The organism is Aneurinibacillus aneurinilyticus ATCC 12856 (assembly GCF_000466385.1).
Classification (GTDB): domain Bacteria; phylum Bacillota; class Bacilli; order Aneurinibacillales; family Aneurinibacillaceae; genus Aneurinibacillus; species Aneurinibacillus aneurinilyticus.
Map to the genome: position 1 here is coordinate 1 of NZ_KE952807.1, position 12670 is coordinate 12670.

Here is a 12670-nt window from a genome sequence, read left to right on the forward strand (position 1 = left end):
TGGTGGCGATCTACTCTGGATTATACTGGATAATTAACACTCTTGGTATTACAATTTACTTTTTAGTCTATAACAACCTTTTCACTGACCGAAGTAGGTTGCTTTGTTTACATTTTGTATGTGAATCAATTTCATAACTCGGAGCCTTAGAGCCCCAAAGGTTTCAGGAGTTCAAAAAGTAGCATCTCCCCAAGTTTTACTTACAAATATGTGTTGAAAATTTGATGATTCCTGTAAAAACGTAGTTTTTAAGGGAAAGTTGTGAAATTGATTCATGTATCTAATTCCTTTGCTATTTTTAATGGTTTAATGCTAAATCTGCCATTAAGGAACACTCAAATTCGGTGGCCTAATGGAAAATTTTTTGAATTGGAGATCTTCTTCACCCAAAGCAACCCGAGCTAATAATTCTTTGTTTTGAGAATAATAATAAACTAACGTAACGTCCTTTTGCCTGTTTTTTATTGATGTAGTGTCTAAATCAATTTTGTAGGCTCCTATTGGTTTGCCATCTTTGTAAATAACAGTGGCACGATTATATTTTATTTTTTTTATATCGTACCCTTGATTTTCCGCATCCTTAATAGCTAAGTTACTATATATTTGTAATGTTTGTTGATCGTCTTTCATTGCATCACGGACTGATTTTTCGGGTAGTTCTCCTCTCTGTGTACAAGATGATGCTAATAGTACTACAATCATTATCACTACCATTTTTGCGATATGAGAACTTTTCATTTGTTAAACCCTCCCTTCTTTTGCGATATCTTTCATCTTCTGGCCATCCATAATGCCCTCAAGGACAATCTGTTCTTTTTCAGATAGGTTGTTCTTTTCCGCAAACGCCTCAACCCGCTTCACCTTGTTTTCAAAACGTTTTAATCGTCTATTTAGCCGCTCCCACGCTCGCAGGTTATTACGTGCTGCTCTAAACACGGGATCACTATTTCCACCCTTTGCTTTGGGTAATGTTGCTTCAATACCGTACTGAGCTGTACCTGCTGCCACATCATCACTTCTATTTATTTCGGATTGAATTGCTTCCCGTAAATATTCCATTTGCTGTGTCATCCAGTAATACCCGTCTAATTCATCTTGAGCAACATGGAGCAATTCGAACACTGGTTCCAGACTGGTAAAGGCCATTTGACCATTATCGTCTATCCACTGTTCCGCCTCTTTATCCTCCCATTGTTGGCATGAAACAATTTGTCCGACGTGCATATCATGGATCCGGCACTTTGCACCTTTCCCCCAGTAGGTTCCTGGGTACTTACTGCATACAGATTCAATATATTGATGATTTGGGTTGATTGTGGTTTGCATAAAACCGCCTCCCGAGTATTTTTTATTATGCTAGTACTGATCTATTTCTGTTACCGCCTTGTTTACTCCATTGTTCCACCTACACGCTTCCAAGTTGGATGATGCATCATCTGCTCTGTCTTTCTGAACTCCCTTTCGTCCCTTTCATCTTTCTGTGGGTACACCATCCTGCCATCTAATATGTGTACACAACCGTTCATCCGCCTTCGTAATGTGATGGTGTATACGCCACCCTTTAACTTGTGATCAATATCCTTTATAATATAGTTTTATAAAAAAATTACTCTTAGCTCTTGCCATCTACATCACCACCCACCTCCGGGGTAAAATAAAAAGCCACTCCGGAGAGTGACTCGTTTTTCGGGTATTAATGGGGGCGTTTTTTATAGGTATCAAAAAGAAATTCTTTTGGGGCTGCTGTTAGATTTGTCACATCATACAAGCTCTTATTTGTTTGTGTATGCATAGACCATCCATTCCCTTCCCATTTAATTCCCGGCCCTCTTCCACTCGCTGATAGTAATTGAATAGGTTGGTTATTCAGAATAGCATTTGTTTGGTTCTGAGCATCTGCATCCGCTTTATCCCATGCATCCTGTGTAATTCTGATTCTAGCCGTATAAACAACTCCTGATTGCCCTTTAATTTGGCAATTTTGATCAAAGTGATATGCCATATTTGCCCCTCCCTATTTCGTTATATATCTTTCAAGAAAATCAGTATCTGCAACTTGAATTACAAGATACTTTCTCTCCTTACTTAACTATGAAGGAAAAGAAAAGGTTATGGGACTAACACTTTTCGTCAAATTTCGAGACAAAAGTACTTTTCCGACCACCATTCACAAGTACTGCACTGAATTGCACGTTTTTTGGCTGCTCAAGTACGGAAAATGGATAACAAAAAGCCGTTCCAGTTAGAACGACTTCATTTGTATTGTGTATGCTATTCTTTCAGGAAATCCTGTGTAGTAACCTGAAGCATCGTAAGCTCATCTTCACTATTAAAGCCCACTAAAATTGGCTTTTCTTTAGAGGATGTATGTGTAAATACAATAGTTCCTCTCATAAAGTCCTTATGGTCTTTATAATTCGGATCATTTTCTGAAATTTCATTTACTCTCTTTATTTTGTATTCTTTTGCTTCATCTCCATAAAATTGTTTTAGAAGTTCATATGCCTTCTCTTCTTTTGTTTCACCCTTAAGATTAATCAAGGGCATGCTATCAAAGTCAAAGGTTATAATCTTTCCTGTTTCATCAAAATGTATCATTAACCCTTTACTACTTATCTCACTTTGTTCTAACCCCTTATCCTCACTAAAACTTAGGATATAAATTTTCTTCCCACCATTATCTATTTGAGTAAAGGATGAGTCACGTTTAAGGTCCTTAGCTTCTGGTAACAAACTATAGATTTTATTCAAAATCCCTTGTATCATAGGCCCCTCTAACTCTACATCGGGGAGCCTATTTATTTGTGTATAATTCGTGATCCGTTCTTGGTCAAAGTCCAAAATAAACGACTCTGTTTCACTTATTATGAATAATTTAAGCCTACTTGTCCCTTCATTTTTTATTATAGTACCCGATATTTCATATGTTTTTGCTTGTGGAAATTTATCATAGAATGATTCTAATGCCGATTTCATTCCTTTCTGGGCCATAATTTCATCAACAGTCAGTTCTTGATTTTCCCCTTGTTCAATCATTCCCTCTTCTTGCTGGATTGGATCGCTTTCCTGTTCAGCCGCGAAGACAGGTGTCGTAGCCAATAAACTTATCGCTAAAAATGCAGTTGCTACTTTTTTCATAGCTATATTCCATCCCCTGATCTATGTATATTAGATTCCTTAGCCTTACTATTATATTTAGACGGTCTCCTTATGGTAAATGTTTCAATATAAACCAAATATTTTTTCAACTAAAAAAGACCACTCCCTCGGAACGGCCTCGTTTATCTTTCCCTGCGCCCAGCATAACACGCCTCGATTCTCTCCGACAAAAATCGCAACACATGTAATATACCAATGTCTTTTCCCTCTCAAAAAAACAATTCAATAAAAGCTGTTCATTATTTACTTTTATAGGCAAATACCTATTCCCAAAAATAGGTGAGTGCATAGACTATTATGAACATTTTTTCTGGGGGTGGATTTCATTTGATTAGGAGCAATGGCTTCGTACAAGGTTTTGTACCTTGGCATAATCATGGTGCGGTAGCTTACACTTCTATTAGTAAAGAGCATGTACATCTGTTGTTGAACGTTAGTGAAGTAGCTGTCCCTTTACAAGATGGTTCCCATATCCACTATATCGAAGGATATGTATTATTTGAAGATGGGCATGTGCATTATTACAGAGCATGCTCAAGTCCGGCTATTTCCGTAGGCGATGGAACGCATACCCATTATTTTAACTTTGATACAACAGAAGATGTCGGACATAAACATCATGTTTCCGGATTTGGAATGCCTGCACCAGGAGATCGATAGAGTGTGCTACAGAAAGCGGCTATCCAGTCGCTTTCTTACTTTTACTTATGCTCATGTCTTCCCTCCCATCGCAATCTGTCCATCTCTCGGTGAACTTTCGCTCATTCTTCCCAGTTGTTTTTTGAATAAATAATGACGAAAATGAACAGCAAATAAGCCGCTCCGAAGAGCAGCTTATTAATTACCCTTTTAACACTTTAAATGCTTCAGCAACCTTTCTAGCAAAGACAATAGGATTTTCAATCGACTGGAAGTGAATATACATGATACGCGGGTCGTCAAACAACCAATGGTTGTGTAACGCAGTTACTTCGATACCACGCTTACGAAGTTCTGTAATAAACGGATTGATTTCCCTTTGTAAAATAACGGTCTCTCCTAGATTGAGTGCACGTCCCCTACTATCTCTGGATTCAAAAGAGAACAACGCTGCAAGTGTTAATGGCGAACGACTCCGACGACCTTGTATCGTTACATTGATCTTACGAATACGGGTAACAGTACAAACGCCATTCACAATTTCTGCTGTTCCACCAAGGATACGAGCAAAGCGTCGGCAAAGTGGGCCTGGTTGAGCCATGAGCAATTTCCTCCTTTCTAACCCTGATAGTACAGGCTATGTAAAGGAAGAATTTTTGCCATGGACATGCTACCATATATCAAAAAATATACGCTTTACCATTTGATTGTAACAAAAAAGGCCGTTCTTAAAAAAAGAGTGTAGCGTCATGACTACACTCATGAATTTCTTAGTTTACTACTGCAATGTTTGACTTTGATTTTGAGCTTGAGCTTGGGCTTGTGTTTGACCTCCACCCATCAATTGATGTTGATACTGATCAACTAATACATTCATTTCATTAAGCGCTTGTGTAGTTTCAATATATTGAGCACATTGATTTAATGCCTGAACAGCTTGCTGAATAGCCTGCTGTAGCTGCTGAACTCCACCCTTTTGTTGCTGTTGTTGGATTTGGCTTTTAAACTGTTGCATTTGTTGTAGAAGTTGGCTTGCATTTTGGGTTTGAGCTTGCTGAGTATTAGCCTGTGAAGTTTGTGCTTGACTTAATGCCTGCTGCATTTGATTTAATTGATTTTTTAACGGAGCTAATTCTGAAGCTATTTCTGTTTTATTAGCATTTGTAACTACAATAACTTCTTTTTCTTTTTCTTGCTTACCCATCTGTAGATCACCCTTTTTTGTTTTTATTAAACATCTCATATTGTGTTTAGAACTTCCGGTTTATATACAGAGAAAATAACTTTAATATCAATGTATAATTTGAACAATTTGGGTAATCAAAAAACAGACCTATAAAAAACATCGGAATTATCCGATGTCTATATAACTTTCCTGTTTATATAATTTTCCATTTTGCAGTTTCGCTTTCACAATATATTCACCTGATTCAACTGCACTAAACAAGTACAATCCATTTACTTGTGTAATTTGTGTCTGTATCAACTCTTCAGTTCCATTATGCACCCGGTATAAAAAGACTGGAATATTCGCGGTCGGACAGTTTTCGACGGTAATCATTCCGCTAATGGTTCCCAGTTCAAAAATTGGTTTTGGTTTCATATATAAGCGAATTTGAATACGTTCATTTGAATAAACTTTCAAGGGAACAAAATCAGATTGCTGGTATCCATCTCTCTTTGAAAAAACCACGTACTCCCCGCTTGGCACCTGATAAAACAAGTATTCCCCATCCTCGTTGGACATCGTTTCTGCGCACATCGTTTGATTCGAAAGTAATAACTTGACCTTACTATTAGATACAGGCAAATTCGTACGTTGCTCTATAATTTTTCCGTATACAATTCCTGCGGTAAATGGCGTTGGTTGCAAAGTGAAACGTATGAATATAGGCATTTTAGTACGAATCCAAGCCACCTTTATATCAGAAAGCATATAATCTTCAGCTACAGCCGCTACCTTATATTTTCCTGACGGAATGATGTTAACAAATGAGTAACTACCCTCGTCATCTGTTAATGTATGGTAAAGTGGCTTTAAATCATAACTGAATACTTTCACAGTTGCACCAACAACCGGATCTCCACATTGTGTCGTCACTTTTCCTGAAAGAAAGGTATGGATATCTGCTGATGCTTTTGTCAAATTAAGATGTACGTCTTCTTCTTCTCGCGGTGCTAGCGAAAAGGGGTGGCTAGCTTGTAGTTTATATACATCACGTATCATGACCTATACTCACGTTGCTGTTTGTACCGTTGCTTTCACTTTATACTGACCTTGAGGTAAATCCCCGAACAAATATAATCCCCCAGCATTTGTTCGTGTAATTTGTACAATTTTTTCAACAGAACCTGAAACTGAATAGAGGGCTACAGTAGCATTGGCAATGGGGATCCCTGTTTGTTGATCTTTAATAATACCACTGATAGTGCCTGTGTTATCATCCGGGTTAGCATTTAAATTGATATTAAGTGATGCATACTCTTTATTTGTTAGATGGACTTGTGAACTTCTTGTCGTTAAATAACCCGCTTTGTTAGCAGTAACAAAGTAGTCACCGTCTGGCAAGTCAGCAAATAAATACTGCCCCTCAGCATTCGTTAAAACTCTTCCCTGACTTACAGGTTCTGGACTCTGAACCAGAAACAGTTCCACGGTTGCGTTATCAACCGGTTTATTATTAGACGTATCAAAAACAATCCCATACAATACGTTCGAATTCGCATTTGGGTCTACCGACATTGTAATATCAACAGAAGCCGAACCATTTTGAATAACACTAACTGGAATTCGGGACGGAGTTAAAAATCCCGGCTTAGAAGCTGTAATAAAATACGAACCTGCCGGAATACGTGCAAAATCAAATAAACCAGACGAGTTGGAGTTTACATGTTCAAATGATTGTCCCGTATTATCAAACAATTTAATAGTCGCGCCAGCAATTGGTGTCCCATCTGAACCATGTACCGTTCCGCTTATACTGCCGGAGTCGGGTTCTATAGAAGGACTTAGCTGCAAGTCCTCATTTTTCTCTTCACGTCCAACAAGGTTAAACTGTTCACTAGGTTCAAGGCTATACTTTTCCTCAAAAGCCATTTTCATCCCTCCATACATAAAATTTTTGATTTGATGGAACCTTGTAATATATTATGTAATGATATACTCAAAGGAATGGACTATGCACTGGATATGGAGGGGCAATGGGATGCCCCAATCTTGAAGGTTGTCCAAAGCAGAAATGAATTGCGGACGCTTAGTCATTCAAGAATCCCACTGGTGTTAGCCAGCTTGTCCCTTCAGGGGTGGGAGTCTCAACTGTCCATAACGTTTAGATTGTAATATGCGAATGATGCCGGAAAAGCTGTAGCAGCTGCACCAGCATCTTTTTTATTCAGGGTAGCAATACATTCAATCTAATTACTCCTATCTACAGTTAATCATCGCGTCGATATGAATCAGGATATGTCTGAAAGATTTAACCCGTTTGTCCGTTGTCCATATTGTTATATAGAAACAAAAGACAACTTGTCCTATGCACCTAGGACAAACAAATCTCATAGTATATCAGCGAAGGGATGAACACCCATCCCTTCTACTTGACACGCTTTTCTATACAGGCAGCGGGCTGATGTCCCTGCCTTTTTTATATCTATATGCAGTGCAGTTTAACATGTTAAACATTTTTCGTTCAACAAATAGAAAAAAGCTGAATTTATAAAGAGAATTTTTATTTTTGTTTACTCCCAGTAAACTTAGCACAAAAAAAGACCGCCCCTCAGGAACGGCCTTCGTTTATCTTTCCATACACTCAGCATAATACACCCCCTCTTTTTTATATTCTGCTAAAGATATTTTCCCAACAATGAGAACCAATAGGCTATACAAGAAGCAAAACAAGCAATGAAAACGACGAAGGATAAGCGAATGTTTGAACGCTATCGAACGGTGTATCTTCATCTTTCTGGAAAGAAAAATATCGACATTGCACAGCTTCTTGGCCGTACACCCCAAACCATCTGCACCTATTTAAAATTGTATCGAAAAAACGGACTGGCAGGATTGGAACTCAAACATTCTCCCGGTGCACCGAAACGTTTAACAGAAGAACAGGAACAACAGGTGGCTGAAATTGTCGCCACGAAGCGTCCGGTCGATGTTGATTTTCCTGCCCGTTATAACTGGACCGCTGGCTTGATTGGAAAATGGATCGAGCGAGAGTATGGTGTTTCCTATACCCTAAAAGGGGTAACGCTACTCTTAAAACGCCTTGGTTTCAGCTATACAAAAGCTTCCTATACACTAGCTAAAGCAGATCCTGCAAAACAAGAGACGTTTCGTGAAACCTTTACGGGATTTTAAAAAAACTTCTGAATGGAGAAATTGACCACATTCTTTTTCAAGATGAAGCGATGATTCGAGATGATCAAGCGGTTAGCTCTACCTAGTTTCTTCGAGGTAAGCAGCGTCTCGTTCCCACCTACGGAAAACATCAAGGTGTAAAGCTGATCGGAGCCTTGAATAATGAAACGGGAAACATGTTCTGTATCGAACGGGAACAGTACGATGCTCAGACGTTTCTTGATTTTTTAGAGCTTGTGCTTGAGCAGTATCCGACAGGGAAAATCGTCATGGTCCTCGATAATACACGTATTCATCACGCCAAGTTGATTCAACCTTTTTTAGAAGAACAGGCAGAGTGCCTTTCTCTTGTCTTTTTGCCTCCGTATAGTCCAAATCTCAACCTAATCGAGGGATTGTGGAGTTGGCTGAAAAAATCAATCATCGAAAACGTGTTTTATTCGTCTGTAAAAGAAATTCTCATCAATGCGCAGGCATTTATTCAGCACATTAACCAAGATTTAGGTCAGGTTATAAATCGCTTGTGTACAAAAATGTAAATTATTTAGTTCAACTTATATAGGTATAATCCAAAAATAATTTTCAAGAAAAAGACTCCCTTAATTACACCTTAGTATAATTCCGAAATAAGAACATCTATTCTTATTAGACAAGAAGTTTAACATATCTACAAAGGATAATAAAAATATTCTTTCAAGAACCACTTAATTTTCATCACCTTTTCAGATAGGTATTACAACTACATGATATTGTTGTTCGTCTGGCAAATGATGTGGTGCGCGAACTGACCCGGAACCGGAAAGAAAAGATGGTGGATAAACTTGAATTTCATGGTGTGCTGCAAAAAAATCTTCTGGAACTAGCGCCAGATTTCTGCTGCTATAGGGAAAAGGAGCACCCTATTCCTGATGTATGAACTGTAACCCGAATAATGGACACTTAAAAAAAGTCCGTTATTCGGGTTACAGTTCAGAATGAATAGGAGTCGTCTTTTTTTAAATGAGTCTATTTTCTTTCCGAGAAAAACGTCAGTTTTTCAGTGGCCTCGTTACTTACCTGGTAGCTTTAACAAATCATTTGTATCAAATTCATTTTTTTAGCCCATGTTTGGAGAAGCTAAACCAATATAAATAATTTATATTAACCTTTTTCAACTTGTTCGATTTTTAGACCGAAAATTTGAGGTGGTTCTATTCCATTCATCTGAAGATATATTGATAATTGACCATGATGATGCATTTCATGTTCCGCCAATGCCATCATGATCCTCCAGGAGCTTACTTCATGTCCATGTAGGGTTGGAACCTTTTTTGCCAATGGATCATTTTCTAAAGTTAATAAACCCTCCGTTAACCTTACATGACACACTTCTAGGTAATGAACAATTTCCTCTATATTTTCCCCTTTACTACTTTCATGACCTGAATAGATCCACTTTCCATGCTCAAATACATTTAAGAACATGAGTTGAGAGGAACCTAGATGTCGAAGTAAATCTCCCGTTGAAAATTTATCTTCAGCTGGTTTCTATTCTAAAATAGAGTTGGGTACAACTTTAACATACTGCATGGTACGCTTTCGTAATCCATCTAAAAACTTTACAAATTCCTCCACATCACGAATCATAAATACCACTCTTTTTTAAAATTTTTGATTACAAGTACATCCATATTTCATGATTCATGTTGTGAAATCTTTTTTTTAAAACGGTTTTGTTAAAGATAACTGCACGTTAGTTCAACAAAAGGAATAAGCTTCCCAAAGCCTACTCCCTTTTCTCACGAAATCATTACAAAAAATTCAACCTGGACGTTATCTTTCGCGATTGAGATACCGCTAATTTTAGGGATACAAAAAAGGGGAGACTCCTTGAAATCCACCCTTTTTATTACCGAAACACTACAACAGGCTTCGCAAGCATTGTTTTTGCTCCGCAGAAATCTTTCTATTCCTACTCTGGTTTACGATTTACTCATTATTTTTTTCTATCCACTCTTCCACGATTTCATACGTTCCGTCTTTTGTCGCTTTCTGCTTCAAATACTTCATGTCGATTCGCTCTCTATGGGCATAATACAAACGGAATGCCCACTCGCAATCACTCTGGGAACGCCAAAACTTACAAGCACGCAACCGATCACTAATAATATCTTCAATCCCGATTACTTTAACATAGCGTCCATTCCCGATATTGAGCTTTGTAACCCGGCTGTAATCACCGTCTAACCAGTTATCCGGTATCTCTACAATCAACCCAACTTCCTTGTGATACCAATCCTTCCCCTGTTTTTCAAATCCAAGATCTAATAGTACCCGATTCGCTTTATCTCGACCGTTCAATACAAAATCAATGTCCTCCGTTAAATAACTATTCCGGGTGTAGAGCTCAACAGAGAATCCACCTACGATGATGGGCTCTACATTCAAAGACTCTAGTATCTCTGTCAAGATTGCCGAGAACAGAAGCATTTTTTCTGTTTTAGGCTTTCCCTTCAATCCATATACTTCTGTCCGATACGATTCAATCGACAAAATAATCCATCTCCCTGTCATTGATATAGCGAATCTTTCCTTCTTCAACAGCTCGCATCCACTTTTCCCGGCAGATTATATCCAAACAACGCTGCTCATCTTCGTCTCGTGGTCGGACTCGTGTCTTACGCCCATTCCCGCGAAATAATTTATAGACCCGTTCATTTACCTCTTGTTGCTTTTCATCGATTTCTTTAAAGAAATCGTCTATATTGAATTCACGCATACTCTTCCTCCTATTCTGTTTCTATACCCCCTCTGGTTCATTGTACCTTTCCCTAAAAAAATTTACCCTCCTGCTACTTCAATGTAACTACAATGTCCTCTGCAAAAGAGTATGTCTGAACCAGCTGCTCTATAATCGCCTCTTTAATTTCCTCTTCCATATCCTTATGGAACATCCGAGGGATCGGGGCGATCAGCTGCGTCATTTCCTCGGAATAGTTAACTTCCATCCCAACATAACAAAGCTCGTCTTTTTCATCCATGTCCAGAATTACACTGGCCGGCAGTACTTCCTGTAACACCTGCTTCTTGTACGTAATGTCCGCATCCAGTTTAAAAAGGAAGTCGTTTTCCCTCTCCTCTACTTCTTTTATTTCGAAGCTAAATTTGAATGGCTCATAAATGAACAATTCTCCTGGTGACACTTTGAGGAATTCGCACAGTGTATTAAACGTATCATACTGAATTCCCTTCGCATTGTGGTTCACTAGGGAGCTGATTGTTGTCCGTGACATTCCTGTACCACTGGCAATATCGGCGATTTTTAGTCCTTTCTCTGCCATTAAAACAGCTAAATTACACTTTATCATACATAACACCTCATGTTTAAAACACCATATACACTTCATAATGAACAATATATTGTTTACTTAGTTATTGACCGATTTTTTATCATTATGTCCAATATAAAACAAAAAATAAACAGACTATTGTTTATTACAATGATATTTTGTTTACCGAGGTGATTCAAGTAATTAAATCGAACTTACCAGTTCTGATGGCGAAACATGGGGTGAGAACGTTAGCCGAGGTTGTAAAATAGACAGGCTTGTCCAGGGCAACGCTGACTGCGGTCTACTACAGCCGGGGAAAAGGGATTCAGTTCGATACAATGGATGCCCTGTGCGAGATGTTTGGGGTTGGCGTTGGGGAGTTGCTGGTACATACGAAAGAGGAAACATCAGAAGAAATTTATAGAAACGATACTCACCGCTGTTGAAGTGGTCAACAGCGAAATGATAAATGTGTTGACTCCTTCTTTAAAACAGGTTGATGATATTGACCTGTTTTATAAGCAAAGGTAATTATAATCCAGATATTGTTATTCTTAAAAAGGATGGCCATTTATGGTTACTTTCTATTATTCAATGCGATTCGGAGGAAAAAGAGTTTTTTAAACACTTCAAAGGTATTAGCGTTATAATAACACCCGGTGGTTTTCGGGAACTCCTTTACCTGTCCTGTGAAGGTATAGAATTTTAATTAAAAATCAGAGTTAATTCTCAGGGCTGACCCCATAAAAACATTTGGCAGGAATACCTTAAAAACTAAGCTATCGTTTCAATCTCTTTTTAATTCTATTGGTAAACCCTTCATTACAGATAGAGTGGTTAATTACCCTCTCTATCTGTAATAAACTGACGATCATTTAAATAATACTATATCTTTCCTCTAAATCTTGGCGATATATATGCAAATAATGTCCCTAATACTGTAAATGTAAAAGCTAATATATTACAAAAATTAACTACTATCTGTGCTTTTGGAGAGCTCAAATCTGCAAAGATCAACAGATAGGTACACAAAAAAACACTGGAACTGAAAATATTACATAAGGAATAATATACATTTTCTTATAAGATGGAAAAACTAAACCTCCTAGCCCTAAAAGGGTGATAATTAATCCTACTGTTGAAACTTGGTTCATTTTTATTGGGTCGTGTGAACTACCCACCACTTAAAACCTGACGATTT

The 12670-nt window shown here is 38.0% G+C and carries 13 protein-coding genes and 2 pseudogenes; 3 read left to right on the forward strand and 12 right to left on the reverse strand.

Features of this window, described 5'->3' with window-relative positions:
• Positions 1-324: 324 nt before the first annotated feature.
• From HMPREF0083_RS13945 to HMPREF0083_RS13960, 4 genes are all read right to left on the reverse strand, one after another.
• Positions 325-738, reverse strand: a complete 414-nt coding sequence (locus HMPREF0083_RS13945; protein WP_021622107.1) for a hypothetical protein — start codon at positions 736-738, stop codon at positions 325-327.
• A gap of 3 nt (positions 739-741) precedes the next feature.
• Entirely contained in the window at positions 742-1326 is a 585-nt protein-coding gene (locus HMPREF0083_RS13950; protein ID WP_021622108.1) for a hypothetical protein, read from the reverse strand.
• 367 nt (positions 1327-1693) lie between these two features.
• Positions 1694-2002 carry a hypothetical protein gene (locus tag HMPREF0083_RS13955; RefSeq protein ID WP_021622110.1) on the reverse strand — a complete coding sequence of 103 codons (309 nt, stop codon included), beginning with the start codon at positions 2000-2002 and terminating at the stop codon, positions 1694-1696.
• Between the two features lie 269 nt (positions 2003-2271).
• Positions 2272-3138: a hypothetical protein gene (locus HMPREF0083_RS13960; RefSeq protein ID WP_021622112.1), complete on the reverse strand. Its 867-nt coding sequence runs from the start codon at positions 3136-3138 to the stop codon at positions 2272-2274.
• 348 nt (positions 3139-3486) lie between these two features.
• Between HMPREF0083_RS13960 and HMPREF0083_RS13965 the strand changes: the two genes are divergently transcribed.
• Positions 3487-3819: a YmaF family protein gene (locus HMPREF0083_RS13965; protein WP_240961523.1), complete on the forward strand. Its 333-nt coding sequence runs from the start codon at positions 3487-3489 to the stop codon at positions 3817-3819.
• 181 nt (positions 3820-4000) lie between these two features.
• Here the strand turns inward: HMPREF0083_RS13965 and HMPREF0083_RS13970 are convergent, their stop codons facing one another.
• From HMPREF0083_RS13970 to HMPREF0083_RS13985, 4 genes are all read right to left on the reverse strand, one after another.
• The gene (locus HMPREF0083_RS13970; protein WP_021622115.1) at positions 4001-4399 is read right to left on the reverse strand and encodes a DUF1259 domain-containing protein; all 399 of its coding nucleotides are present in this window, start codon (positions 4397-4399) and stop codon (positions 4001-4003) included.
• Between the two features lie 177 nt (positions 4400-4576).
• Entirely contained in the window at positions 4577-5002 is a 426-nt protein-coding gene (locus HMPREF0083_RS13975) for a hypothetical protein (RefSeq protein WP_051354661.1), read from the reverse strand.
• A gap of 147 nt (positions 5003-5149) precedes the next feature.
• On the reverse strand, positions 5150-6025 hold the full coding sequence (locus tag HMPREF0083_RS13980; protein ID WP_021622117.1) for an MSCRAMM family protein: 876 nt from the start codon (positions 6023-6025) through the stop codon (positions 5150-5152).
• Positions 6026-6034: 9 nt separating this feature from the next.
• Positions 6035-6895 (reverse strand): MSCRAMM family protein, encoded by an 861-nt coding sequence (locus HMPREF0083_RS13985; protein ID WP_040302827.1) that lies wholly within the window; start codon positions 6893-6895, stop codon positions 6035-6037.
• A gap of 804 nt (positions 6896-7699) precedes the next feature.
• On the opposite strand from HMPREF0083_RS13985, the pseudogene HMPREF0083_RS27275 reads away from it, so the two are divergent.
• Positions 7700-8697 (forward strand): annotated as a pseudogene (locus tag HMPREF0083_RS27275) (IS630 family transposase).
• A 601-nt stretch (positions 8698-9298) separates the two neighbouring features.
• Here the strand turns inward: HMPREF0083_RS27275 and HMPREF0083_RS14000 are convergent.
• The 4 genes and pseudogenes from HMPREF0083_RS14000 to HMPREF0083_RS26440 all read right to left on the reverse strand — a co-directional run.
• Positions 9299-9673, reverse strand: a pseudogene (locus HMPREF0083_RS14000) (DinB family protein); the annotation flags it as partial.
• Positions 9674-10126: 453 nt separating this feature from the next.
• Positions 10127-10690, reverse strand: coding sequence for a hypothetical protein (locus HMPREF0083_RS14005; RefSeq protein WP_021622126.1), 564 nt, complete (start codon positions 10688-10690; stop codon positions 10127-10129).
• Positions 10680-10916: a hypothetical protein gene (locus tag HMPREF0083_RS14010; RefSeq protein WP_021622127.1), complete on the reverse strand. Its 237-nt coding sequence runs from the start codon at positions 10914-10916 to the stop codon at positions 10680-10682. Before HMPREF0083_RS14010 ends, HMPREF0083_RS14005 begins: the two co-directional genes overlap by 11 nt.
• A gap of 73 nt (positions 10917-10989) precedes the next feature.
• The gene (locus HMPREF0083_RS26440; protein ID WP_021622128.1) at positions 10990-11505 is read right to left on the reverse strand and encodes a helix-turn-helix domain-containing protein; all 516 of its coding nucleotides are present in this window, start codon (positions 11503-11505) and stop codon (positions 10990-10992) included.
• A 239-nt stretch (positions 11506-11744) separates the two neighbouring features.
• Between HMPREF0083_RS26440 and HMPREF0083_RS27280 the strand changes: the two genes are divergently transcribed.
• Positions 11745-11915, forward strand: coding sequence for a helix-turn-helix domain-containing protein (locus HMPREF0083_RS27280; RefSeq protein ID WP_021622129.1), 171 nt, complete (start codon positions 11745-11747; stop codon positions 11913-11915).
• The last annotated feature ends 755 nt before the right edge of the window (positions 11916-12670 follow it).